The sequence below is a fragment of the Aminobacter carboxidus genome (genome assembly GCF_014863355.1).
GTDB classification, from domain to species: domain Bacteria; phylum Pseudomonadota; class Alphaproteobacteria; order Rhizobiales; family Rhizobiaceae; genus Aminobacter; species Aminobacter carboxidus.
The window spans coordinates 133,153-157,229 of the sequence record NZ_JACZEP010000009.1 but is presented as its reverse complement, the minus strand read 5'-3'; the positions used below and the strand labels follow the sequence as shown (position 1 = coordinate 157,229).

Genomic DNA, 24,077 nt, shown 5'->3' with positions numbered 1-24,077 from the left:
GGGGATCGAGCACAGGCACGTAGCGGGAGAACGTATCGACGACCGTCAGCACGCGGATCTTCTTGCCCGTAGCGAGCTGATCGTGGACGAAGTCCATCGCCCAGACGTCGTTCGGGCGGACGGCTTCCTGGCGGTCGTCCCGGAGCTTCGCCTTCACCCGTCGCTTCGGCGTCTTGTTTCTCAGCTGAAGGCCCAAATCCCTGTAAATCCGGTAGGTTCGCTTCATGTTGATGTCCCAGCCTTCGCGCGTGAGCATCACGTGCACGCGCCGATATCCATAGCGGACCCGCGTCGCGCAGATGTCCCTGATCCGAGCTTCGATGCCGGCCTGATCGCGGCGGCGGGACTTGTAGTGATAGGTCGAGGTGTCGAACTCCAGAACCCGGCATGCCCGCCGGATCGACACGTTCCAATCAGCGCACGTCTCCGCCACCAGCTCGCGTTTGCGACCAGGCCTCACAGTTTTCGGCGGATGACGTCCTGCAGCATCTCCTTGTCCAGGGAGAGATCAGCGACCAGCTTCCTGAGCTTGCCGTTCTCATCCTCAAGCTGCTTCAGCCGCTTCATCTCCGTCGGCAGCAGCCCGTCATATTTCTTCTTCCAGTTGAACTAGGTCGCCTGGCTGATCCCCGCCCGACGGCAGATCTCCGCGACCGGAATCCCGTCCGCGCCCTGCTTCAGAATGAACTGCGCGTCCGAAAACTTCGATGCCTTCATCGTCTTCCGCTCCTCCCAGCCAAGGGATGTTACCGCGGAAAACTCCAGTTCCGAACGGCCCAGTTTTCGGGGTTCAGGTCACGGCAGGTCAAGCCGGTTCCAGGTGCCCGACGCCACCGATGGGGAAACCCCGCCGTGGTGAGAACTTGAAGCTTGAATAGTCAATAGTCGCATTGTGGGCGGGGAGCGGCAACTCTCCCCGTTTGCAATAGGTTTACAGAACGCATTTAGTGGGCTGATCACGCCCCCAGCTTTCAGTGCTTTGGGTTAGGTTTACAGATCAAACCCCCCTGATCAGGCGTTGAGCATATACGCTAGGGGTACCCCCGGCATGGCTCCCGCCCCATCCGTGCCTTGGGTTTACAAATTCTCCGGTAGGGAATGGGGGAGCTTTCGCCCACACCCAGTGCTAACTATTCTGATCTGGTACCGATGAGGCAAACGACGGCTGCCACCAAGATGACAACCCAAACAGTCGCGGACCACGCCATCACGCCGCCATCGAGCATTTCTGGAACACTCTTTCACCGTCTGCCGGCAAGCGCCCCATGCTGATCTCACAGAGGAATCGTCGCCGGGCCATTCTACCGCGTAGCTTGTCTTTGCTGTACCCTTGCACGACATGCAGGACTTAGCTCGGTCAGCATTTTTCGAAGATTGCAGTCACCGCGTGAGCCTCCTGCGCACAACCGCTTCCTATCAGCAGCGCAAGCGCCGCTTCCCGTGGATGCTTCCTGCCGGGGCGACTTGCCCTTCCTTTTCATCTCAGGTTCTATCGTGGCGCGACACATCGTCGAAAGCTGACCAACGTATTTGCCCAGTTTGCATTCATGCCGGGACAATCCGGGACATAGTCGTGCCCGGTCGCTCTTGCAGCTGTCGAGCTTTTTTTCAGCGTTGGCACCGTTGGGAATAACCAGAAGCATCAGTGCAAAAAGGGACATGGATAGCCAAATTCGCGCGTACGTCATGCCATTCCTCCTGCCCACCCACTGGATGAGCCTATCGTGCGCCCCTACCGCCTGCCAGCAAGCCAATGAGCAGGCAATTGCTGAGGCCGAGCCATTTTCATGCCAGCTTCAACGGCGTCTTCCAGGCTTTCAGTATAGCAAGCCGTGCCTTCGGAGCCGCCCAGGTGGTTCACTCGGATCGTCGATCCCCGCTTGCTGATCATTACACCAACAAGCCGAAGCTGCTCCTGCACTTCCCGATACGTCAAGCTCATTGCCCCAGCTCCGCCATGTGACGTAGCGTCATCAAACGGTATTTTGGTAACTAGATGATGTCTCGCGGTGATCATAGATGGAGGATGAAGGGATCGCGCTTCATGCTGGGTTTACAACATCGCCAATGCATGAGGGGCCAGCCAGGGGTGCACACCTACAACAAAGGCAACCAGATGATCTTCCCTCGCGCATGAGTGAATTGGTTATTGGGTATCTTCAGGTAATCTTTCTATGCAAGCGTAGACCTCTCTTAGCTAAAGGCTTACAACATTCCAATCGATAGTAAGGTTCGCCATCTGTGGACATGTTATGATAGTATCTCGGATTTAAAGTAAAACTCTAGCATAGAAGTTTACTATGTCGCCAGGAAACACAAATGATCTTCTAAACAAAAATATTTCTGAAGTTGAATTCACTTTCAAATTTATAGATAGCTTCAAGTTAAGTCAGCGCTATAATTACAAAAGATTTATGAATGACCGCTTTATATAAATTGGAATTGATGCCATCAGCTGCTCATTTTGGGAGCGTGACACCGGGATTGATTACCTTAGCGGTCGTGATTTTGATTTCTCTTTACTGTACAATGTTGTTGATGAGAATATCGATGAAATTCATCTTACAACGTTTGACGTTGGCAAATACGCAAATAAAGCGATACCATTGGTAAATATAACGAGCGCCGTGAGAACCGGTATTTTCGATGGGTTGCGTGTAGCCAAGAAAGGTCGTTGACTGCGTCAAGCAGTTGAATTCATTCAGCCTTTCACCGGAGCGACAGCGCCGATAATCGGGAGAGCACTGCATTGACATTGCAGGGGTCACAGGTTCAATCCCTGTCACGCCCACCATCCGAACTCCCTGATATCGCAAAAGAAAATCCATCGACGCTCGGTCAGCACACCCAGGCACGCAACGGTCCTTTCGCCGTTCGGCTCACGCCGCGCGATAGTCCGGTGCGCTGTTGAGGTAGCCCGCATAGGCATCGGCGTTCGGCGGCGCAAAATTCTCGGCTAAGGGATTGCGTCGCCGTTTCGTTGCGCCGATGTCGGCAAGCAACTCGTCGAAATGCTTGAAATGATAAGGCGCGACGCACAGGCCGCCATAGACGCTGGCGGCGGGGCGTTCGTCGCGCTTCCAGCGCAACATCATCTCGATGTTGTCGGTCATCTCGTGGTGCGTCGGTTGACGCCCGAGCTTGCCGTCGGCATAGCGCACCAGCCAGTTGGCGGCGAGTTCGGCGCTCAGCACCGTACAAAATGACGAGTTGAAGCCGACAAAACCCATGTCGGGCAAATCAGGGTTGGCGATGACGCGATAGAGCCGGTACTGCCCGTCCGGCTCGACCAGCTTGCGCTGGTATTCTTCCGGCAGGAACGGCACGCCGGATTTCCAGCCGACCGCCAGAATGGCCATGTCGGCGTCCACCCGCTCGCCACCCGACAGAATGACCGAGCCCTGCTCGTAGGCAGCGATGGTGCCCTGGATCGCCTTGATGCGCCCGTCGGCAACCATGTCGAAGAAGCCGGGCGTAACAATCGGCACCGAGCAGTTGATGCTGGTTTCGATTGGCACCTTTGGCCTGAGGCCGGTCTTCTTGAGCTTGAGCTGGAGCGAGAGCAGGCTTTCAAGCGCCCGCCAGTTGGCCCAGACGAACGGCTTGGCCAGCGCATGGCCAAGCCGCGCCAGCAAGGGCTGATCCCAGTTCGGGAACATCACCTCCTGGGCGCGGACATAGAGGATGCGCTTGAAGTTGATCAGGCCGCCGATGAAGTAGGGAATGCGCCATACCGGCTCGAGATAGACGATGGTGACGGCGGTCGCGCCCGATTTGACGGCGTTGACCGCAATGTCGGTCGCCGACTTGGAGAAGCCGAGCACCACGACGCGCTTGCCGCGCACTGTTGCCGGATCGGTGTATTCGGACGAATGCAGCACCTCGCCACCAGCGGCGACAAACTCGTCCTGGCCCGGATGCACCAGTTCGCGTTTCGCGCTGAAGTTTCCGGTGCAGACGGCAACGAAGTCAAAATCCTGGCTGGCCGTCTTGCCGCCGCTGGCGAGTTCCACCCGCCAGCCCTTGGCCCCGTCGCGCCGCTGCATTGAGACGACCTTGGTGCCGTAGCGGATGAGTGATGCGAGCCCGTTCCGCTCGGCATAGCCTTTGAGATAGGCATGGACCTGCGTGCCTTTCGGCCATTCCGGATAGTCGTCCGGCATCGGCATCGAGGTGTAGCGATAAAGATCCTTCGGGCTTTGCGTCTGCACGTCGGGATAGGACCGCGCCGGCTCCCAGACCCCGCCCAGATCGTTGCTGCGCTCGACGATTTCCACCTCGTGGCCACGCTGCTTGAAGGCATGTGCTGCCGCAAGCCCGCTCACGCCGGCGCCAATGACGCAGACTTTCTTCTTGTCGACCATCTTGCTGTTCCTTGTTGGCCAGGATGCAGGCTTTGCCGGGACGCGGGCCAGCCTTCGCACGCGACCGATGTCGCGCGCGTCAGGCAGATTCCCCGGTGGAAGCTGGCAGCCTAGGCGTTGGCTTCCGGCGGCAGGAAGTTGACCTCGTGCTGGGCCGAGACCTTCACCACCTCGGCCGGGTCGGCGAGGTTGTCGAGCTTGTTGAACAGCTCTTCGAGCATGCCTGCCGGCGACACCCAGAACAGCGCCTTGGTCGGCTTGTCCGACTTGTTGAAATAGCCATGCGGAATGCCTCGGGGCATGCGCACCAGGTCGCCGGCCTTCGCCTTGACCCATTCGCCGTCGAGCTTGAGATCGAGCTCGCCTTCCTGCACCAGGATGAATTCTTCCTGGTTGGGGTGGATGTGCACGGGCACGAACTGCCCCGGCTCGCTGTTGGTCTCGAAGGCAAAGGTGGCGTCGCACACCGCCTTGGGGAAATAGACCTGGCCAAGGATGTTCCAGGTCTTGCCGGCATAGCCGGTGCCCTGGCGTGTGATGCCCTTGGCGAGTTCATTGCTCATGTGATGCTCCCTTTGTTCGAAGGGCCTGCCCGAGGCGACCCTTTCATTTGTTCCACAGCAAACATTGCTGCAGACATTGTCAATGCACTAGCCGGAATGCGCGATGACTATCCAGAAAGCGCAAAAATGCTGCCGACAAGACATAGCGTCGCTCATTTTCGTTGGCTGCAGGTAGAACGGTGCTAGTCTGCGAAAATGCTGATGGAAGAGGCGTCCGTTCGAAGGGTACCGCTTTCAGACCATGTCTTGTTTCAGTCGAACGATCTCGACTGCGCCAGGGAGCGGGTCGCCCAGAAATTTTGCAATCACCGACTGGACATCATCGGTGACCGGAAAGCTTTTCGCGTCACGCATAATCATGCGCCGGGCGAGATGATCTCGCTGAACTACATCAGCTACGGCGCCGACGTGATGATCGATCCGGGCGAACTCGGCGACTTCTACCTGATCCAGATGCCGGTCTCGGGCGCGGCCACCATCCGCAACGGCACGCGCGAATTCCTGACTAACCGCAGCATCGCCTCCGTCCTCAATGCCGACCTGGCGACGAAGATGAAATGGTGGCAGGGCTGCGCCCAGTTGCTGGTCCAGGTCCGCAAGGCACCGCTGCATGCCTTCGCCATGCGTCTGCTCGACCGTGACATTTCGGGGCCGCTGATCTTCGACCCGCTGATCGATTTTTCCAGACCCGAGATGCTGGCGTGGCGGCGTCTCGCCAACTCGCTGTTCCGGGCCGCCGAAATCAGCACGCCCATGCCCGGTTCGGGCCTCCACAACGTGCTGCACGAGCAGCATTTGCTGGAACTGTTCCTGCGCTGCCAACCCAACAATATGAGCCTGTTCTTCAACGAGCAGCGGCCGGGCGCGGCCCCCCGCCATCTGAAGCGCGCCGAGGAGTTCATCCGCGCCAATGTCGCAGCCCCCATCGGGCTGCATGAGATCGCCGAAGCTGCCGGCGTCGCTCCAAGGACGCTGCAATTGGCCTACAGGAACGCCTTTGGCATATCGCCCATCCGTGCACTGACCCGCGAGCGCATGCGGCGGGCCCGCTTCGATCTCGTGGCCGGCGAAGCCAGCGTCACCGATGTCGCGCTGAAATGGGGCTTCACCCATTTCGGCCGCTTCGCCGCCGAGTACAGGCACGAGTTTGGCGAGCTTCCGCGCGAGACGAAGAGAAGCGGCACGCTACGACAGTAGAGTGGCCGGCAATAGATTGGGCGCCAGCAGCTTGAAGGCGCCTGCCGGGCATGCTCTGAATCACGCGTGTCCGCTGTTCGACAGCTCTCAGCGGCCCGGCCGGCCTCCACCACCCGTGACACCCCAGGAGCGCAACGATGCCTGAATTGCCCAGGATGGCGCCGCCATTGCAGGCGATCCTGATGTCGGAGCTATCACGGGGAAACAGCATTCTCTCGGTCGGCGACTGGCCGCCGGACTGCCGCCTGTTCATCATGCTGGCGCGCCCGTTCAGGAAGAAATACGCCACGGTGGCCGAGGTCGAATACGCCGCGGTCAACGACCCGCACTACTGGAAAGCCGAATATCGCTACAGGAACGGCCTCGAATGCCTGGCCTGCGGTTTCTGAGCTATTCTCGGCAGGAGCTAGGAAATCCAGACATGTATACAATTATCGCGACTTCTTGATGCGCTAGCAGCGCCGAAAAGCCCTGCATTGCTTGGCTTTGAGCCATAGGCCACTGCGACGAGGCAAATCCCAAATCCTTCAAATGCTTGTCCCGGCAATCGCGGCAATCCGTCGAGCGGCGCGAAAACTGCAGCCATCCGTTCTGCCAACAGCCGGCGTTCGATATCGCCTGTCCCGCAAAATCGCTTGGCGCCGTGTTGACAACAGCAAATTACATCCAATACGAATACATGATAGTATACAATTTAAGGCTGGGGATTGCCCACGCCACGGTGGGCCACCGGCTTCAGAGGATCGCATGAGAATCAAGCTCATCAATCCCAACACCACGCAGTCGATGACCGACATCATCGGCGACGCGGCGCGGACGGTTGCTGCACCTGGAACCGAAATCCTGGCCGTCACCTCGCGCTCGGGCGCGGCCTCGATCGAAGGCCACTACGACGAGGCGATGAGCATCATTGGCCTTGTCGACGAGATCATGGATGGTCCGGCAGCCGACGCCTACATCATCGCCTGCTTCGGCGATCCCGGCCTGCTTGCGGCACGTGAGATATCAGGCGCGCCGGTGTTCGGCATCGCCGAAGCGGCGATGCACGCAGCAACCTTTGTCGCCACCGGCTTTTCGGTGGTGACGACGCTCGAACGCACCCGCATCATCGCCGAGCAACTCGTGCGCAACTACGGCATGCAAAACCACTGCCGCCGCGTGCGCGCCACCGACGTTCCGGTGCTGGAGCTTGAGAAGCCGGAATCGAACGCGCGCGCGATCATCCTTGCCGAGTGCGAAAGGGCGCTGTCCGAAGATCGTTCGGAGGCCATCGTCCTTGGCTGCGCCGGCATGGCCGATCTCGCGCACTACCTGGAAGACCGGCTGCAGGTACCTGTCATCGACGGCGTCGTTGCCGGCGTCAAATTCGCCGAGGCGATCGTCGGCATGGGCTTGAAGACGTCCAAGCGCGGCGACCTCGCCTATCCGCTGCCCAAGACCTATCGCGGCAAGCTCGCCGGCTATGCACCCGATACGCGCCTCGCAAGCACCGAAGTGACGAGAAAGGTCAGTTAGCCCAGGGGTTTGAACAGCGTCTTGAAGTCGACGCGCACGGGGTGGTCGGACAGGTCGATCTGAGCCTCGATATGACGGAGATGGTGGTCCATGTACTGCGCAGCTTTCTTGCCGTCCCGCCGCTTCAAGGCGTCCACGATCTCCTTGTGCTCGCTGTACGAACACGGCACCGCACCTGGCGACTCATACAGCGCAATGATCAGCGACGTCCGCGACACCAGTTCGTGGACGAAATCGCGCAGCACCTCGTTTCCGGCAAGCGAGGCGAGTTCACGATGAAAATCCCCGGAGAGCTGCAGCCGCCTTTGTTTGCTGTCTTGCTCGACTGCCTCCGCCTCGGCGCTCACCATGGCCGTCAGCCGATCGACGTCTTCTTTGGTGATCGTCGAGGCGAGCTTTTCCGCAAGGATGCACTCGACGCCGCGCCGCGCCTCGAACACCTGCCGCGCCTCCTCGATCGAGGGTTTGGCGACGAAGGCGCCCTTGTTGGGGATCAGGTCGACAAGCTTCTCATGCGACAGCCGCTGCAGTACCTTGCGGATGATCGTGCGGCTGACGCCAAAGGCGGTCGCCAGCGCGTCTTCCTGCAAGGGTGTCGCCGGCCGGATCTGGTGATTGATGATCGCCGAATAGATTTCGCCGTGAATATGCTCGTCGGTCGGGCCGCCGCGCTTCTTGGTCTTGCCGTCCTGGCTCGGCGAAACGGCGGTCTTCGAAGCGCGGGGCTCGCGTAGCATGTCACGATCCTGGTGAATTGGGCATAAGGAGGACTTGGTATGTATTCTATCCTCTACCGTTCCCGCTTGGAACATGCCTTTTCCCTTGGCACAACCCTTGTACGAACGGCGGTGTTGCAATGACTGGACTGGCTCTTGAACCCAGGCCGACGGCGCTATCAGGAGCCGTTCTGGATGTACACAATCTGCGCATCGAGTTTCCGCTGCGCCAACATTCGCTTGTCGCTGTCGACGACGTCTCCTTCAGCATCGGCCAGGGCGAAATTCTTGGCGTCGTCGGCGAATCCGGCGCCGGCAAGTCGCTCACCGGCAGCGCTCTGATCGGGCTGTTGCAGCCGCCCGGCCGGATATCGGGCGGCACTGTCCATCTGTCGGGCCAGCGCATCGATGACCTGCCGCAGGCCGAACAGCGCAAGCTGCGCGGCCGCCATATCGGCGCGATCTTCCAGGACCCGCTGACCAGCCTCGACCCGCTGTTCACTGTCGGGCGCCAGCTCACCGAAACCATCCGCGCGCATCATCCCGGCAATGCCGAGACCGCACGCGCCAGGGCCCTGCAGCTGCTGCGCGAAGTCGGCATCGCCGACCCTGAGAACCGTTTCAGCCAGTATCCGCACCAGTTCTCCGGCGGCATGCGCCAGCGCATCGTCATCGCACTGGCGCTCGCAGGCGAGCCCGAGCTGATCATCGCCGACGAGCCGACGACAGCACTGGACGTCTCGGTCCAGGCTCAGATCATCGGCCTGTTGAAACGGCTTGCGGCGACACGCGGCACCGCCATCATGCTCGTCACCCATGACATGGGTGTCATCGCCGAGACCGCCGACCGGGTGGCGGTGATGTATGCCGGACGCGTCGTCGAGATCGGACCGGTCGACGAAGTCATCCACCGGCCGCGCCATCCCTATACAGCAGGGCTGATGGCCTCGATCCCCTCGCTCAACCGCAAGGCCGATCGTCTTGCCCAGATCGATGGCTCGATGCCGCGCCTCGGCAGCTGGCCCGCTGGCTGCGCCTTCAATCCGCGCTGCCCCAAGGCCGGCGACCGCTGCCGCAGCGAATTGCCGAGGCTTGCCGATGCCGGCGGCACCTCCGCCGCCTGCTTTATCCACCAGGGCGGCACGGCGATTTAGCCGCCACGATGGCCTGGTTGCCGTCGTTACGCAGCAAGGCCATCGTGGCGGCTAGATCGCCTTGCTGGAGAACCCCTTGGACCGGTTTCGCCGTTGCGAATGCCGTTCGTCCTGTCTCGTCCGCGCTCCCGACCAACTGCCCATTTTGCAGGCACTATTTGTATACAATTGATGCCATTTTACGCATACAACACTGTAGACGAAGCGTATTCGATGTGAAATCATCCCTCCTGTCGGCTCTCAACAGGCTGGGTTCCAGTGACAAGCGCTCGAGATCAGAACGGATCGAAATGGGCATTCCCCGAGGCTCAGGGGATGAGAGGATCGCGGTCTCGAAACCGTCACGCAAGCCACGCAAGCCTGTTGAACCAGCTCACGACCCCGATGGGAGCGGCGCCTTTCGGCACGCTTGACGCCCTCGCCATCGGCCGGCCGACGCCCGACCGAGACAACGAACGTCCAACAATCAAGAACTGTGTGGGAACAGCCGATGAACCGTTATCTGAAACTACTTCTCCTCGCTTCCTGCGCTGGCTTCGCCGCCGGCGCGGCTGACGCCAAGACGCTGCGGTTCGCTGAATCGCAGGAAATCAGTTCGATGGATCCTCATGCGGCGCGTGAGGATTTCACCCTCAGCCTGATCGGCAATGTCTATGAAGGCCTTGTCCGCTGGAACAAGGAACTCAAGATCGAGCCGGCGCTGGCCGAAAGCTGGGAAACGCTGTCCGACACCAAATGGCGCTTCCACCTGCGCAAGGGCGTCGAGTTCCACAACGGCAACCCGTTCACCGCCGACGACGTGATCTTTTCCTTCGAACGCGCCGGCTCGCCGGGCTCGCCCTTTGCCGGCCTGCTCGAGCCCATCGCCGAGGTGGTCAAGGTCGACGACCACACCATCGACATGACGCTGAAGCGCAAATACGCGCTCCTGCTCAACGATTTCGCCGGCTGGTACATCCTCGACAAGGAGTTCCAGGAATCGATCGGCGCCCAGAAGCCGCTCGACCTGTCGACCAACACCGGCGGCGCCATGATCACGCAAGGGATCGGCACCGGACCGTTCAAGGTCGCCAGCCGCGAGCCCGACGTGAAGACCGTTTTTGTCGCCAACGACAAATGGTGGGACAAGCGCGAGCACAACATCGACGAGATCGTCTATACGCCGATCGCCAACAACGCGACGCGCGTCGCGGCCCTGCTCTCAGGCGAGGTCGACTTCATCCGCAACGCGCCGCCGCAGGACGTCGCGCGCATCGAGGCGACATCGGGCATGCAGATCATGCGCGCGCCTCACCTGCGCAACATCTTCTACGGCATGGACCAGCAGTCGAAGACCTTGCCCGGCCTCGATTCCAACCCGCTCGCCGACGTCCGCGTCCGCAAGGCGATCTACCAGGCCATCGACATCGAAGGCATCAAGCGCTCGATCATGCGCGACAACAGCCGCCCGTCGGCGATCATGATGGCGCCGCAACTGCCGTTCTACGACGCCAGCCTCGACGTGCGTTTCCCCTATGATGTCGAGGCATCGAAGGCGCTGCTGAAGGAGGCTGGTTACGCCGACGGCTTCACCTTGCCGATGGACTGCCCGGCCGGTTCGTTCATCAATGACGAGCAGATCTGCCAGGCAACGGTCGGCATGCTTGCCAAGGTCGGCATCAAGGCGCAGCTGACGATGCACCCACCCGTGCAGTTCGACACCGAACTGCCGGCCGGCAAATACTCCTTCTACATGCTCGGCTGGGCCGGCCTGCCGACGCTCGATGCCTACAACATCATCTCGGCGACCTTCCATACGCCAACCGGCGACCTCGGCGCCTGGAACCCGAAGGGTTACTCCAACGCCCGGGTCGACGAGCTGACCCCGCAGATCGGCACCGAATACGATGCGGAAAAGCGCCAGGAGATGATCTCGGAGGTCATGAAGCTGCACCGCGACGAGGTCGGCAAGATCATGCTGCACCAGCAGTTCCTGACCTGGGGCATGAGCGACAAGGTCCACGCCATCGTGCCGGCCGACGAATATACGCGGTTCTGGTACTACACGATGGACTGACGATTGATCGGAGGCTGGGCGCTTGCTGCGCCCGGCCTCCCTCCGTTTCAGAGGCTGAGATGATTTCCTTGCTCGCCACGCGACTGACCAGCGTCATCCTCGTGATGCTGGTGGTGTCGGCCCTTTCGTTTTCGATCTTCAATTTCCTCGGCGACCCGGTGAACAACATTCTCGGCGTCAACGCCACGCTTGCCCAGCGTGACGAGCTACGGGTCGCGCTTGGTCTCGACCAGTCGACATTCGTCCAGTTCTGGCGCTTCGTCGAACGCGCGGTGGTCGGCGATTTCGGCGTCTCCTACCGCAACCGTCAGCCCGTCGTCGACCTGATCCTGGCCCGCCTGCCGGCGACGCTGGAGCTGGTCTTTTGCGCCACCGTCATCGCCCTTGCCGTCGGCATCCCGATGGGCGTCTACACTGCGCTCAAGCCGCGCGGTCTCGTCAGCCGCAGCCTGCAGTTCGGCTCGCTGCTCGGCATTTCGATGCCGCAGTTCCTGATCGGCATGCTTTTGATCCTGGTCTTCTCCGTCGAACTGCGCTGGCTCTCGGCCTTCGGCCGTGGCGAGGTCGTCAAGCTCGGATGGTGGACGACGGGCATGCTCACCACATCGGGACTCAAGGCGCTGATTATGCCGACCATCACGCTTGCCGTGTTCCAGGTGTCGATGATCATGCGACTGGTGCGCGGCGAGATGCTTGAGGTGGTGCGCACCGATTTCGTCAAGTTCGCCCGCGCCCGCGGCCTCTCCGACCGCGCCGTCTACCTGACGCATGCCCTGCGCAACTCCCTGCTGCCTGTCATCACCATCACCGGGCTGCAGATCGGCTCGCTGATCGCCTTCGCCATCGTCGTCGAGGCGGTGTTCCAGTGGCCCGGCATGGGCATGCTGATCCTGCAGGCCATCGAATTCGCCGACTTCCCCGTCATGGCGGCCTATCTCGCCTTCGTCGGTTTCAGCTTCGTCACGATCAACCTGATCGTCGACCTGATCTATCTCGCCGTTGATCCAAGGTTGCGCGCAAAATGAGCCAGCTCGTCCTCAGACTCAAAGCCTTCGGCAACAGCGAACTGGCCTGGCGCTTCAGGAACTCGCCGCCGGTCATCTTCGCCGCTGTCGTGCTCATCGTGCTGGTGTTTTGCGCCGCCGCCGCAAACCTGATCGCCCCGCACAATCCGTTCGACCCGGCGACGCTGAACATCATGGACGCACGCCTGCCACCGGCATGGATCGACGGTGGCTCCTCGACCTATCTGCTGGGTACCGACGAGCAGGGTCGCGACATCCTCTCCACCATATTCTACGGCATGCGCGTGTCGATCCTTGTCGGCATCGCCGCCGTCGCCTTCTCGATGACCATCGGCGTGGCGCTCGGCCTGATCGCCGGTTATCTCGGCGGCTGGGTCGACACCGTCATCATGCGGCTCGGCGATATCCAGCTCAGCTTCCCCACCATCATGATCGCCTTCTTCATCGATGGCGTCGCCAAGATCGTCATGCCGATCGGCATGCGCGAGGAGATGCGCTTCTATGTCGTCATCCTGGCGATCGGCGTCGCCGACTGGGTGCAGTTCGCCCGCACCGTGCGCGCCGCCACCATGATCGAGCGCCGCAAGGACTATGTCGCGGCTGCCCGCATCAGCGAGGTCAGCGGTGTCCGCATCCTGCTCGCCCACATCCTGCCCAACACCATTGGCCCGGTGCTGGTGCTGGCCACACTGGGTCTCGGCGTCGCAATCCTCACCGAGGCGATCCTGTCGTTCCTCGGCCTCGGCATGCCGCCGTCGCAGCCCTCGCTCGGAACCTTGATCCGCGCCGGCAACGACCTGCTGCTGTCGGGCGAATGGTGGATCTCGCTGTTCCCCGGCGCCGCACTCGTGTTGCTGGTGCTGGCCGTCAACATCGTCGGCGACTGGCTTCGCGACGTCCTCAACCCTCGCCTCCGCTAAGACCACGGAACCGCATCATGACCGACCTTCTGCTCACCAATGTCCGCCCCGATGCCGGGAGCGCGGGCAACATCCTGATCGAGAACGGCCGCATCGCGGCGATTGGCAGCAATGTGACGGGCCCTGACGGCATCACGGTCGTCGACGGCAAGGGCGCGATCGCCATCGCCCCTTTCGTCGAGGCTCATGTCCATCTCGACAAGATTCTCTGGGGCCTGCCCTGGCACGGCATCGACGTGCCGGACTCGCTCCGCGCCATGATCGACAACGAGGTCGAGATCCGCCGCAGCCTGCCCTGGTCGGTCGCTGAGCGTGCCGGCAATCTGATGCGCCAATGCGTCGCCAACGGCTCGACCCATATCCGCAGCCATGTCGACATCTCGCCCGAATACAAGCTCGACAATCTGCATGGCGTACTCGCCGCCTGGGAAAAGACCAAGCACGCCGTCGACCTCGAAATCGTCGCCTTCCCGCAGCTCGGCATGCTTATCGAGCCGGGCACGGCAGAGCTTATGGAAGCAGCCCTTGACGAAGGCGCCTCTGTTATCGGCGGTATCGACCCGGCCAGCGTCGATGGCGACGCCAAGGGCCATCTCGACACCATTTTCGGCATCGCCCACCGCAAGCAGGCCAAGATCGACATTCACCTGCACGAGCGCGGCGAGCTCGGCCTCTACGAGCTCGGCCTGATCGCCGAACGCGCCAAGGCGCTGGGCATGCAGGACAAGGTCATCGTCAGCCATGCCTTCTGCCTCGGCACCGCATCGCGCGACGAGCTTGCCCGCATGATGGACCTGCTCGCCGAAGCCGGCATCGGCATCATCTCTGCGGTTCCGGGCGACATCCCGTTCCCGCCAATGTTCGAGCTCGCCGAGTATGGCGTCCGCTGTGCGGTCGCCTCCGACTCCTTGCGCGACACCTGGAACCCGCACGGCAATGGCGACATGCTCGAACGCTGCTGGCTATTGTCTTGGCGCAGCAACTGTCGCACCGACGCCGAGCTGATCGCCGCCCTCGACATGGGCACCAGGCGCGGCGCCGACCTGCTCGATCTCAACGGCCACGGGCTGGACGTCGGCTGCGATGGCAGTTTGGTTCTGATCGAAGGCGAGAACCTGGCCCAGATCGTCGTCGACCGGCCCAAGCGCGCGCTGGTCGTCAAGCGCGGCCGTATCGTTGCCCGGGACGGCACCTGGATCGACGGTGGCGGCGCATGAACGCAATCGTCACCGAACTGCCCCTGCTCAAGGTCGCCAATCTTGGCCGCACCTTCGACGTCTCGGCACCATTCTTGCAGCGGCTGGTGACCCGAGTCCCGCGCCGCACTGTCAAGGCAGTCGACGACGTCAGTTTCACGATCCGCCCTGGGACCACCTTCTCGCTGGTCGGCGAATCCGGCTGCGGCAAGTCGACGGTGGCGCGCCTGATCGCCGGGCTGGAAAAGCCGACAAACGGTTCGGTCGAGATCTGCAAGCCAGGCGGCGAGCGCGTCCGGCTGCAGATGGTGTTCCAGGATCCCGTCGGCAGCCTCAACCCGCGCTGGCGCATCGGCCAGAGCATCGCCGAGCCGATGGCGCAGAAGCTTGGCCGTGCTGAACGCCGCAAGCGCATCGGCGAGCTGCTTGTAACAGTCGGCCTGGCGCCCAGCGACGCCGACAAGTACCCGCACGAATTCTCCGGCGGCCAGCGCCAGCGCATCTCGATTGCCCGCGCGCTCGCCGCCGAAGCCGAACTGCTCTTGCTCGACGAGCCGACCTCAGCACTCGACGTATCGGTGCAGGCGCAGGTGCTCAACCTGCTCAAGGATTTGCAACAGAAGCTGGGCCTGACCTATTTGTTCATCAGCCACAATCTGTCGGTGGTGCGCTTCCTGACCGACCGCATCGGCGTGATGTATCTCGGCCGCCTCGTCGAGGAAGGACCGGGCGAAGTCATCCTCGAAAACCCGCAGCACCCCTACACCAGGCTGCTGCTCGAAACCGTGCCCGACCTCGAGGCGCCCAAGCGCGACCGCGCGCCGCTGGGCGGTGACATCCCGAGCCCGCTCAACCCGCCGAGCGGCTGCACCTTCCACCCACGCTGCCCGCTGGCGATGGACATCTGCAAGAAAGAACGGCCGGAACTGAAGCGCACCGCCATCGGCGCCAACGTCGCCTGCCACGCCGTTCAGGGATAGGCAACCACGAACGCCGGCCAATTGCCTTTCGAAGCTTTGCTAACGCGCTCGGTCGGAGGCTAGCTCACTTCGGCGCGCGCCCGTGGCCTGATATCGTTGCGCTCGTGCGCGAAGATCGCCGGCGGCAGGGGCTCGCGGTTGCGGATGATGTCGGCGCCCTTTTCGCCCATCATGATCGTCGGGCCATTGGTGTTGCAGGAGGGCACGCGCGGCATCACCGAGCTGTCGCAGACGCGCAGGCCTTCGATGCCGTGCACCTTGAGGTCGAGTCCAACCACCGCCATCTCGTCGCTGCCCATCTTGCAGGTGCCGACAGGGTGATGATCGGTCTTGGCATTGGTGCAGCCATAGTCGAACAGGTCCTCGTCCGAGACCTTGCCCGGCCCGGGCAGACGCTCGGCCAGCACGAAGGGCTTGAGGGCTGCCTGCTGCATGATCTCGCGGGCAAGCCGTAAGCCCTCGATCGACATCTTGCGGTCGTGCGGATCGGCCCAGTAGTTGGGGTCGATCAGCGGAGCCGCGGCAGGATCGCTGGAGGCAAGCCGCACCGTGCCGCGCGAGCGCGGATGCAGGTAGGCCGAGTTCAGGGTCACGCCGGCATTCTTCAGCCTGGCGACGCCGGCCTCGATACCCGACCCCAAGCCGAGATGAAACTGGATGTCGGGCGAGCGCGCATCGGGGTCGGCATACCAGAAGCCGCCGGTCTCAAACAGGCTCGACGTCACCGGCCCGGTGCGAAACAGCACATATTGCAGACCGGCCCACAATGTCCGGTGCAGCTTGGCGACATTGTCGTAGGTGTGATCGCCAATGCATTCGGAAATCACGAACAGGTCGAGATGATCCTGCATGTTCTCGCCGACGCCCTTGAGGTCGTGGACGACCGATACACCGACGCTCTTCAGGTGATCGGCCGGCCCGATGCCCGACTGGAGCAAAAGCTTGGGCGAGCCTATGGCGCCTGAGGATACAACAACCTCACGCTCGGCGCGGATGATCTCGGTGCCATTGCCCCCAGCGATCTCCACGCCGACCGCCCTGCCCTTTTCGACCACGATACGGGTCACCCGCGCGCCCATGCGGACGGTCAGGTTGCGCCGGTCCTTGATCGGCGCGAGATAGGCCATCGAAGCCGACGAACGACGCTTGTTGCGCTGGGTCAGCTGGTAGAAACCGACACCGGCCTGCTGCTTGCCGTTGAAGTCGTGGTTGTAGGGAATGCCAAGCTCCTGGCCGGCACGGATATAGGCGTCGCAGATCGGCAGCGCTGCCGACGGCATCGACACGCCCAGCGGTCCGCCATAGCCATGGTAGTCGTCGGCGAAGCGCTGGTTGTCTTCCGAGCGCTTGAAATAGGGCAGCACCGAACGGAAGTCCCAGCCGGTGCAGCCGTCTTCGCTCGCCCACAGATCGTAGTCGGCGGCGTTGCCGCGCGTGTAGAGCTGGGCGTTGATGCTCGAGCCGCCGCCGATGACCTTGGCCTGGGTGTAGCGCAGCACGCGGTTTTTCATGTGCTTCTGCGGCACGGTCTCCCAGCCCCAGCTCGCCACGCCCTTGGTCATCTTGGCAAAGCCGGCCGGCATGTGGAACAGCGGGTTCCAGTCGCTGCCGCCCGCTTCGAGCAAAAGCACGCGCACGTCGGGATCTTCGCTCAGCCGGTTGGCAAGCACGCAACCGGCGGGACCCGCACCTGTGATGATGTAGTCGTAGGTCATCTCTGATCTCAAAGTCGCGCGACCGACAGCGCACCGTCGGCCCTGATGATGGAACCGGTGGCGAAGCCGAAGCCGCCGCCGGCAAGTGCTGCCGCGATGCGGCCGATGTCGTCGGGCTCGCCCCAGCGTTTGATCGGAACGAGCCCATCGGCGATCAGCCGGTCGTATTTTTCCGAAACCTTGGCCGTCATGTCGGAGCGGATGATGCCGGGCCTGATCTCGAACACGTCGATGCCGGTGCCGGCGAGCCGCAGCGTCAACCCTTGCGTGAAGGCGGCGAGCCCGGCTTTCGACATGCAATAGTCGAGCCGATCGGGCGAGCTCATCTCGGCCGAGATCGAGGTGATGTTGATCACCGAGCGCGGATGCAATGTAGGTGGGGCGACGAGCATGGCCCGCAGCACCGCCTGGGTGAAGAACACCGTGCCGCGCAGATTAACCGCCATGATGGCATTGAAATTCTCGGGCGTGAGCTCGAGGAAGTCGCCGCGCACCTTGGCCGCGACGCCGGCGTTGTTGACCAGGCAATCGATCCGCCCGTAGTGCCCGACGATCGTCTCGACAGTTCCGGCATGGCCGTCGAGATCGGCGAGGTCGGAGGCGACGAACAGCACGCGCGCGCCATGTTTTTCCAGGGCCGAGACCGCCTCGTCCGAGGACGCATCTGCTTCTCGGTCAGTAATCGCAAGGTCGAAGCCGGCCCTGGCCAGCGCCTCGGCGACCGCAAGGCCGATGCCGCGGCGCGCGCCCGTTACCAGCGCCACAGGTTTTGCCTGCCCTTTCATGCCGCCAGATCCTTTTCAGCGATGTGGTCGGCGACCCGCAACGCCTGGGCGGCGATGGTCAGTGCCGGATTGACCGCCGCCGAGGTCGGCAGGAAGCTCGCGTCGACGACGAACAGGTTGGGATGATCGAAGGCGCGACAGAAGACGTCGAGCGGCGCGTCCTTGGGGTCAGTGCCCATCCGCACCGTGCCGCACTGATGCGAGGGCGTGCGCTTGTCGAAGGCACGCGACACCACGAGCGGAAAGCCCGCGCTGCGCAGCACCTGCTTGAGCTTGGCCACCAGCCGCTCATGCGCCTGCCAGTTGCTGCGCACCCATTTCAGCACGATGCGCTCGCCGTCGACCGTGACCCGGCTTTCCGGCGACGGCAGGTCCTCGCTCATGGCGTAGAAGTCGATCGAATGCGCCGTCGTCAGGTTGAGCAGCCATTCCGGCACCGAAGGCATGGCCCCCTTCAAGATCGTGCCCGAGATGCGACCGAGCAGTTGCACATTGCCGAGCGGCGGGCCGCCCTCGCCGTCGGAGAGATAGAAATCGTTGAAGCCGAAGCTCTTCTGATAGACCGAGTCGTTGCGGAACCACGGGCTCATGGCGATGACAGCCGTCGAGTTGTGGTTCATGAAGTTGCGGCCGAGTTGGTCGGACCTGTTGGCGAGCCCGTTGGGATTGCTGTCATTGGCCGAGCGCAGCAGAAGCACCGCCGACTGCACAGCCCCCGCCGACAGGATCACCAGCTTGGGCTTCAGCACCGCGGCCTCGCCGTTGCGCACATAGTGAACCGCAACGATACGCCCGTCCGGTCCGGTCTCCAGCCGCGTCACCCGCGAGCCGGTCTGCAGCTTGACGTTGTCGTGCTTCAGCGCCGACGCCAGGGCTGCCGTCTCGGCGTCCATCTTGCCATCGAAGCTGTTGGGATGCGCATCCCACGGCGTCTTGCCCTTGGCCAGCCAGCGCTCGATGTCGACCCCCAGCGGCAGCGAAAAGGGATGTACCCCCTTGGCCTTGAGACGCGCCCGCACTTTGGCAACAGCCGGTTCGTCGGCAACCGGCTTCAGGCCGTAAGGCTTCGAGTGCGTCGGCTCGGTCGGGTCTTCACCCAATGCGCCGCGCACCTGGTACAGGTCCTCGGCAAGCCCATACCAAGGTTCCAGTTCCTCATAGGCGATCGGCCATGCCGGCGACACGCCGTCGAGATGCTGCATCTCGGCAAAATCCTCGCGGCGATAGCGCGTCAGCACGGCACCGTAGAACTTCGAGTTGCCGCCGACATTGTAGTAGTTGCCGGGGTTGAAGCCGGTGCCGTCGGCCTCGTACCAGGTCTCGTCAGGCCGGAAGTGGCCGCGCTGGAAGATGGCGCGCTGGTCGCGGTTCTCCGGCCGGTCCTCGATGTGGCCGCCGGTCTCCAGGATCAGGATTTCGGCACCGGTTGCGGCGAGGCCGGCAGCGACAGTCGCGCCGCCGACACCCGAACCGATGATGACGATGTCAGGCTGTCCGGACATGTCAGGCGATGCGCAGCTGGCTCTTGGGGTCGAAGAACACCGCCTTGTCGAGATTGAAGGCGAGCTTCGTCTTCTGGCCGGCATGGATGGCGGCATCGGCGCGCAGCCGCGCCACCACCTCCTTGCCGCCGAGCTTGGTCACCGCGAAGGTGTCGGAACCCGCCGGCTCGACCACCTCGATCAGGCATTCGCCTTCCGCGATCGACTTTGCGTTGCGGTCGGCACCGTCAGGGTCAGTCAGTGCTTCCGGACGGACACCGAAGATAATCTCCTTGCCCGAATAAACACCGAGCGCACCATTGGCATTCTTGATCGGCAGCGCCAGCGGCTGCTCGCCCGGCCTTTCGAGCACGACGTTGAGTCCGCCTTCGCCGCCTTCGAGACGCGCGGTCAACAGGTTCATCGCCGGCGAGCCCATGAAGTCGGCCACGAACATGTTGGCCGGGCTGTTGTAGATCTCGGCCGGCGTACCGAACTGCTGCAGCATGCCGTCCTTGAGCACGGCGATCTTGGAGGCTAGCGTCATCGCCTCGATCTGGTCGTGGGTGACATAGACGATGGTCGTCTTCATGCGCTGGTGCAGGCGCTTGATCTCGGTACGCATGTCGACGCGCAGCTTGGCGTCCAAGTTGGACAGCGGCTCGTCGAACAGGAAGACCTGCGGATTGCGCACCAGCGCCCGCCCCATGGCAACACGCTGGCGCTGGCCGCCGGATAGCTGGCTCGGCTTGCGGTCGAGCAGATGGCCGATCTGCAGGATGTCGGACACCTGCTTGATCGCCTTTTCGCGCTCGTCCTTGGGCACACCGCGGATTTCCATGCCAAACGCTATGTTTCCGGCCACCGTCATGTTCGGGTAGAGCGCGTAGGACTGGAACACCATGGCGATGTCGCGCTTTGACGGATGCAGCCCGGCCACCGAGTTGCCGTTGATGGAGATCTCGCCCGAGGTGATCGGCTCAAGCCCGGCAATGGTGTTGAGCAGCGTGGACTTGCCGCAGCCGGAAGGCCCGACGAGCACCAGGAAACCGCCCTTGTCGATCTCGATGTTGATGTCCTTGAGGATCTCAACCTGACCGTAGTTCTTGTAGAGATTGCTGATCTTGAGAAACGACATGGGCTTACCCCTTGACCGCGCCGGCCATCAGGCCGCGCACGAAATAGCGTCCGGAGACGATGTAGACGATGAGGGTGGGCAGCGCGGCGAGGATCGCGCCGGCGAAATGCACGTTGTATTCCTTCACGCCGGTCGATGAATTGACGAGGTTGTTCAGCGCCACCGTCAGCGGGATCGAATTGAAGCCCGAAAACGACGAGCCGAACAGGAAGTCGTTCCAGATGTTGGTGAACTGCCAGATGACGGTGACGACGATGATCGGCCCCGACGACGGCAACAGGATGCGGCGGAATATCTGGAAGAAGCTGGCGCCGTCGATCTGCGCTGCCCGGATCAGTTCGGTCGGGAACGCCTCGTAATAATTGCGGAAAAACAGCGTGGTGAAGCCGAGGCCGTAGATGGCATGGATCAGCACCAGCCCGGTAATGGTGCCGGCAAGCCCGGTCATGCCGAGGATGCGCGCCGACGGGATCAACACGATCTGGAACGGGATGAAGCAGGCGAGCAGCATCAGGCCGAAGACGATGTTGTCGCCCTTGAAGCGCCACTTGGTCAGAACATAGCCGTTGAGCGCGCCGAGCATGGTCGAAATGGCGACCGCGGGCACCACCATCATCATCGAATTGATGAAATAGGGCTTCAATCCGACCGGCTGCACGCCGATCTGCGCCGTCGACCAGGCCGACAGCCACGGTGCTATCGTCCATTGCTGCGGCAGCGCCAGCATGTTGCCTTGCCGGATCTCGTCGAGCGGCTTCAGCGAATTCACCACCATGACGTAGAGCGGCAGGAGGTAGTAGATCGCAAACAGGATCAGCACGACATAGATGATGGCGCGGGTGAAGATGCTGTTGCGGGTGGCGACGTCCTGGGAAACGGCACTCATTTCTTCTTCCCCCCGAGCTCGGAGTAGAGATAGGGCACGATGATGGTGAAGATCATCATCATCATGATGATCGCCGAGGCGGCACCCATGCCCATTTCGTTGCGGCCGAAAGTGAATTTCTGCATGAACAGCGCCGGCGTCCAGGTCGCAGTGCCGGGCCCGCCGTCGGTCATCGCCACGACAAGGTCGTAGGACTTGATGGCAAGGTGGGCGAGCACGACGAAGGCCGACAGGAACACCGGCCGCATCAGTGGGATGATGATCCGGCGGTAGATCGTCAGCGTCGAGGCGCCGTCGATCTGGGCCGCCTTGATGATCTCGTTGTCGACGCCGCGCAAGCCGGCCAGGAACATTGCCATGACGAAGCCCGACGACTGCCAGACCGCGGCAATGACGATGGTGTAGATCGCCATCTGGCCTTCCTTGATCCAGCGGAACGAGAAGCTCTCCCAGCCCCAGGTCTGCATCACATGCTCAAGGCCGATGCCGGGATCGAGGAACCATTTCCAGGCGACGCCGGTGACGATGAAGGACAGCGCCATCGGGTAGAGATAGATCGGCCGTAGCACGCCCTCGCCGCGGATCTTCTGGTCGAGGAAGATGGCAAGCGCCAGGCCGATGAAACTGCAGATGACGATGTAGAGCACCGAGAAGATCGCGAGGTTCTTCAGCGCGGTGATCCAGTTCGGATGATTGAACAGCCTGACATAATTGCCGAAGCCGACCCAGGTCGAAAAATCGGGCAGCAGCTTCGAGCCGGAAAACGACAGGAAGGCCGTGAAGATGATGAAGCCGTAAACGAAGATGAGGATCAACGCGAAGCTCGGCGCCAACACGAGCTTTGGCAGAAGGTCCTGCAGCGTCGCGCGCGGGTTCGTTACCGCGCGGGGTGCGGTCGTCGTGAGATCGGCCATGTGTCCAGCCTCTGGGGTTGTCAGGTCAGGGGGTGCCCCGGCCGGAGCCGGGGCATGAAGTTCAGTGAAGGGCTTGCCGTGACCCCGCTGCTATGCAGCTCCCCGGCGTTCGCCGCCTTCCATCGTGCCACCGGCACGATGGATTTGCAGCGCAAACCGGCGTCTCACCCCTTAGCGGCAGCGACGGCCTCGACCAGCGCCTTGGCGGCGGCCTTGGAGTCGATCTCGCCGTTGAAGTGGCGTGTCACCACGTCATAGAGCGCGTTCTTCACAGCAGCCGGCGCGGCATAGCCATGGGCCATCGAGCCGAACAGCTTGCCGCCGGTGCTGGCTTCCGCCAGATCCTTGATGCCCTTCTTGCCGCAATCGTCAAACGCGGTATCCGGCACGTCGGTACGAGCAGGAACCGAGCCCTTGACTACGTTGAACGAGGACTGGAACGCCGGATCCTCGATATCGGCCGCCATCTGCATCTGGGCCTTCTTCTTGTCATCGCCGACCTTGAACATCATGAACATGTCGGAGTTGAAGGTCACTGCACCCTGCGTGCCGGGGAAGCGGATGCAGACGAAGTCGGTGCCCGGCTTCTGGCCAGCTTTGAGGAACTCGCCCTTGGCCCAGTCACCCATCATCTGCATGCCGGCCTTGCCTTCGATGACCATCGCCGAGGCAAGGTTCCAGTCGCGGCCGGAGAAGTCCTTGTCGACATAGCTCTTGAGCTTGGCCATGCGGTCGAAGGCTTCGACCATCTTGTCGCCGCCCAGAGCCGCCGGATCGAGATCGATCATCGACGACTTGTAGAAGTCGGTGCCGAGCGAAAGCACGACTGAGTCGAAGATGGTCGCATCCTGCCAGGCCTGGCCGCCATGGCCGAGCGGGGTGATGCCGTTGGCCTGCATCTTGTCGAGAACCGCGACCAGTTCGTCCCAGGTCTCCGGTGCCTTGCCGCCGGCAGCATCGAGCGCCTTCTTGGAGATCCAGACCCAGTTGGTCGAGTGCACGTTGACAGGTGCGGCGATCCACTTGCCGTCATGCTTGGCAAAGCCCTGCAGTGCCGCCGGAATGACCTTGTCCCAGCCTTCCTTGTCGGCGACTTCGCCGAGATCGCCAACGACGCCCTGGTTGGCCCAGTCGGTGATGTCGAAGCCAAGCGCCTGCACGGCGGTGGGCGGATCGCCTGCGGTGACGCGGGCGCGCAGCGCGGTCATCGCCGCTTCGCCGCCGCCGCCGGCAACCGGCATGTCTTTCCAGGTCACGCCCTGGCCTTCCAGGTTCTTCTTCAGCACGTCGAGTGCGGCTGCCTCACCTCCCGACGTCCACCAGTGCAGCACTTCCACGCTGTCTTCGGCATGTGCCATCGGCATCGGCGCGGCAAACAGTGCCGCCACAGCTGCCGTACTCATCAAAAACTTACGCATTCCAGTTCCTCCCGGGTTGCAAGTTCCTCACGCATCATTGCGTGACATAAGTTC

At 62.2% G+C, this 24,077-nt stretch carries 20 protein-coding genes and 1 pseudogene; 9 read left to right on the top strand and 12 right to left on the bottom strand.

The genetic code is table 11. The features are described from left to right. The 4 genes and pseudogenes from IHE39_RS23745 to IHE39_RS23730 form a co-directional block, all read right to left on the bottom strand. Window positions 1-717, bottom strand: a pseudogene (locus IHE39_RS23745) (IS3 family transposase); the annotation flags it as partial. A gap of 1,802 nt (window positions 718-2,519) precedes the next feature. After that, window positions 2,520-2,828 carry a hypothetical protein gene (locus IHE39_RS23740; RefSeq protein ID WP_192568168.1) on the bottom strand — a complete coding sequence of 103 codons (309 nt, stop codon included), beginning with the start codon at window positions 2,826-2,828 and terminating at the stop codon, window positions 2,520-2,522. Between the two features lie 51 nt (window positions 2,829-2,879). After that, window positions 2,880-4,364 carry a flavin-containing monooxygenase gene (locus IHE39_RS23735; protein ID WP_192568167.1) on the bottom strand — a complete coding sequence of 495 codons (1,485 nt, stop codon included), beginning with the start codon at window positions 4,362-4,364 and terminating at the stop codon, window positions 2,880-2,882. A 110-nt stretch (window positions 4,365-4,474) separates the two neighbouring features. Next, on the bottom strand, window positions 4,475-4,927 hold the full coding sequence (locus tag IHE39_RS23730; protein WP_184769606.1) for a cupin domain-containing protein: 453 nt from the start codon (window positions 4,925-4,927) through the stop codon (window positions 4,475-4,477). A 201-nt stretch (window positions 4,928-5,128) separates the two neighbouring features. Between IHE39_RS23730 and IHE39_RS23725 the strand changes: the two genes are divergently transcribed. The 3 genes from IHE39_RS23725 to IHE39_RS23715 all read left to right on the top strand — a co-directional run bounded on the left by IHE39_RS23725 (window position 5,129) and on the right by IHE39_RS23715 (window position 7,639). Beyond that, a complete protein-coding gene (locus IHE39_RS23725; protein ID WP_192568166.1) occupies window positions 5,129-6,124 on the top strand; it encodes an AraC family transcriptional regulator in 996 nt (331 codons plus the stop codon). 137 nt (window positions 6,125-6,261) lie between these two features. Next, window positions 6,262-6,513: a hypothetical protein gene (locus tag IHE39_RS23720; protein ID WP_192568165.1), complete on the top strand. Its 252-nt coding sequence runs from the start codon at window positions 6,262-6,264 to the stop codon at window positions 6,511-6,513. Window positions 6,514-6,871: 358 nt separating this feature from the next. Further along, window positions 6,872-7,639 (top strand): aspartate/glutamate racemase family protein, encoded by a 768-nt coding sequence (locus IHE39_RS23715; RefSeq protein ID WP_192568164.1) that lies wholly within the window; start codon window positions 6,872-6,874, stop codon window positions 7,637-7,639. Here the strand turns inward: IHE39_RS23715 and IHE39_RS23710 are convergent. After that, window positions 7,636-8,376, bottom strand: coding sequence for a GntR family transcriptional regulator (locus IHE39_RS23710; protein WP_184769602.1), 741 nt, complete (start codon window positions 8,374-8,376; stop codon window positions 7,636-7,638). The two genes, IHE39_RS23715 and IHE39_RS23710, sit on opposite strands and share 4 nt — an antisense overlap. A gap of 119 nt (window positions 8,377-8,495) precedes the next feature. Between IHE39_RS23710 and IHE39_RS23705 the strand changes: the two genes are divergently transcribed. From IHE39_RS23705 to IHE39_RS23680, 6 genes are all read left to right on the top strand, one after another. Continuing rightward, the gene (locus tag IHE39_RS23705; protein ID WP_192568163.1) at window positions 8,496-9,509 is read left to right on the top strand and encodes an ABC transporter ATP-binding protein; all 1,014 of its coding nucleotides are present in this window, start codon (window positions 8,496-8,498) and stop codon (window positions 9,507-9,509) included. Window positions 9,510-9,999: 490 nt separating this feature from the next. Further along, entirely contained in the window at window positions 10,000-11,565 is a 1,566-nt protein-coding gene (locus IHE39_RS23700) for an ABC transporter substrate-binding protein (protein WP_192568162.1), read from the top strand. Between the two features lie 59 nt (window positions 11,566-11,624). Continuing rightward, window positions 11,625-12,590, top strand: a complete 966-nt coding sequence (locus IHE39_RS23695) for an ABC transporter permease (protein WP_184769599.1) — start codon at window positions 11,625-11,627, stop codon at window positions 12,588-12,590. Beyond that, window positions 12,587-13,510, top strand: a complete 924-nt coding sequence (locus IHE39_RS23690; RefSeq protein WP_192568161.1) for an ABC transporter permease — start codon at window positions 12,587-12,589, stop codon at window positions 13,508-13,510. Before IHE39_RS23695 ends, IHE39_RS23690 begins: the two co-directional genes overlap by 4 nt. A gap of 17 nt (window positions 13,511-13,527) precedes the next feature. Beyond that, window positions 13,528-14,727: an amidohydrolase family protein gene (locus IHE39_RS23685; protein WP_192568160.1), complete on the top strand. Its 1,200-nt coding sequence runs from the start codon at window positions 13,528-13,530 to the stop codon at window positions 14,725-14,727. Further along, on the top strand, window positions 14,724-15,686 hold the full coding sequence (locus IHE39_RS23680; RefSeq protein WP_192568159.1) for an ABC transporter ATP-binding protein: 963 nt from the start codon (window positions 14,724-14,726) through the stop codon (window positions 15,684-15,686). The genes IHE39_RS23685 and IHE39_RS23680 overlap by 4 nt, the downstream gene beginning before the upstream one ends. 59 nt (window positions 15,687-15,745) lie before the next feature. Here the strand turns inward: IHE39_RS23680 and IHE39_RS23675 are convergent, their stop codons facing one another. The 7 genes from IHE39_RS23675 to IHE39_RS23645 all read right to left on the bottom strand — a co-directional run bounded on the left by IHE39_RS23675 (window position 15,746) and on the right by IHE39_RS23645 (window position 24,023). Continuing rightward, a complete protein-coding gene (locus IHE39_RS23675) occupies window positions 15,746-17,401 on the bottom strand; it encodes a GMC family oxidoreductase (protein ID WP_192568158.1) in 1,656 nt (551 codons plus the stop codon). Window positions 17,402-17,409: 8 nt separating this feature from the next. After that, window positions 17,410-18,186 carry a 3-ketoacyl-ACP reductase gene (locus IHE39_RS23670; RefSeq protein ID WP_192568157.1) on the bottom strand — a complete coding sequence of 259 codons (777 nt, stop codon included), beginning with the start codon at window positions 18,184-18,186 and terminating at the stop codon, window positions 17,410-17,412. After that, on the bottom strand, window positions 18,183-19,688 hold the full coding sequence (locus IHE39_RS23665; protein ID WP_192568156.1) for a GMC oxidoreductase: 1,506 nt from the start codon (window positions 19,686-19,688) through the stop codon (window positions 18,183-18,185). The genes IHE39_RS23670 and IHE39_RS23665 overlap by 4 nt, the downstream gene beginning before the upstream one ends. Window position 19,689: 1 nt before the next feature. Continuing rightward, on the bottom strand, window positions 19,690-20,805 hold the full coding sequence (locus IHE39_RS23660; RefSeq protein WP_184769592.1) for an ABC transporter ATP-binding protein: 1,116 nt from the start codon (window positions 20,803-20,805) through the stop codon (window positions 19,690-19,692). A 4-nt stretch (window positions 20,806-20,809) separates the two neighbouring features. Further along, the gene (locus IHE39_RS23655) at window positions 20,810-21,691 is read right to left on the bottom strand and encodes a carbohydrate ABC transporter permease (protein ID WP_115730881.1); all 882 of its coding nucleotides are present in this window, start codon (window positions 21,689-21,691) and stop codon (window positions 20,810-20,812) included. Then, on the bottom strand, window positions 21,688-22,605 hold the full coding sequence (locus IHE39_RS23650) for a carbohydrate ABC transporter permease (RefSeq protein WP_184769591.1): 918 nt from the start codon (window positions 22,603-22,605) through the stop codon (window positions 21,688-21,690). The genes IHE39_RS23655 and IHE39_RS23650 overlap by 4 nt, the downstream gene beginning before the upstream one ends. Window positions 22,606-22,769: 164 nt before the next feature. Then, a complete protein-coding gene (locus tag IHE39_RS23645) occupies window positions 22,770-24,023 on the bottom strand; it encodes an ABC transporter substrate-binding protein (protein WP_184769590.1) in 1,254 nt (417 codons plus the stop codon). Window positions 24,024-24,077 lie beyond the last annotated feature (54 nt).

Coding starts and splice junctions, on each gene's coding strand:
- IHE39_RS23680 (WP_192568159.1), top strand. CDS start 14,724: ATGAACGCAATCGTCACCGAACTGCCCCTGCTCAAGGTCGCCAATCTT.
- IHE39_RS23675 (WP_192568158.1), bottom strand. CDS start 17,401: ATGACCTACGACTACATCATCACAGGTGCGGGTCCCGCCGGTTGCGTG.
- IHE39_RS23670 (WP_192568157.1), bottom strand. CDS start 18,186: ATGAAAGGGCAGGCAAAACCTGTGGCGCTGGTAACGGGCGCGCGCCGC.
- IHE39_RS23730 (WP_184769606.1), bottom strand. CDS start 4,927: ATGAGCAATGAACTCGCCAAGGGCATCACACGCCAGGGCACCGGCTAT.
- IHE39_RS23710 (WP_184769602.1), bottom strand. CDS start 8,376: ATGCTACGCGAGCCCCGCGCTTCGAAGACCGCCGTTTCGCCGAGCCAG.
- IHE39_RS23695 (WP_184769599.1), top strand. CDS start 11,625: ATGATTTCCTTGCTCGCCACGCGACTGACCAGCGTCATCCTCGTGATG.
- IHE39_RS23715 (WP_192568164.1), top strand. CDS start 6,872: ATGAGAATCAAGCTCATCAATCCCAACACCACGCAGTCGATGACCGAC.
- IHE39_RS23665 (WP_192568156.1), bottom strand. CDS start 19,688: ATGTCCGGACAGCCTGACATCGTCATCATCGGTTCGGGTGTCGGCGGC.
- IHE39_RS23705 (WP_192568163.1), top strand. CDS start 8,496: ATGACTGGACTGGCTCTTGAACCCAGGCCGACGGCGCTATCAGGAGCC.
- IHE39_RS23660 (WP_184769592.1), bottom strand. CDS start 20,805: ATGTCGTTTCTCAAGATCAGCAATCTCTACAAGAACTACGGTCAGGTT.
- IHE39_RS23740 (WP_192568168.1), bottom strand. CDS start 2,828: ATGGATTTTCTTTTGCGATATCAGGGAGTTCGGATGGTGGGCGTGACA.
- IHE39_RS23685 (WP_192568160.1), top strand. CDS start 13,528: ATGACCGACCTTCTGCTCACCAATGTCCGCCCCGATGCCGGGAGCGCG.
- IHE39_RS23700 (WP_192568162.1), top strand. CDS start 10,000: ATGAACCGTTATCTGAAACTACTTCTCCTCGCTTCCTGCGCTGGCTTC.
- IHE39_RS23725 (WP_192568166.1), top strand. CDS start 5,129: ATGGAAGAGGCGTCCGTTCGAAGGGTACCGCTTTCAGACCATGTCTTG.
- IHE39_RS23690 (WP_192568161.1), top strand. CDS start 12,587: ATGAGCCAGCTCGTCCTCAGACTCAAAGCCTTCGGCAACAGCGAACTG.
- IHE39_RS23720 (WP_192568165.1), top strand. CDS start 6,262: ATGCCTGAATTGCCCAGGATGGCGCCGCCATTGCAGGCGATCCTGATG.
- IHE39_RS23735 (WP_192568167.1), bottom strand. CDS start 4,364: ATGGTCGACAAGAAGAAAGTCTGCGTCATTGGCGCCGGCGTGAGCGGG.
- IHE39_RS23655 (WP_115730881.1), bottom strand. CDS start 21,691: ATGAGTGCCGTTTCCCAGGACGTCGCCACCCGCAACAGCATCTTCACC.
- IHE39_RS23645 (WP_184769590.1), bottom strand. CDS start 24,023: ATGCGTAAGTTTTTGATGAGTACGGCAGCTGTGGCGGCACTGTTTGCC.
- IHE39_RS23650 (WP_184769591.1), bottom strand. CDS start 22,605: ATGGCCGATCTCACGACGACCGCACCCCGCGCGGTAACGAACCCGCGC.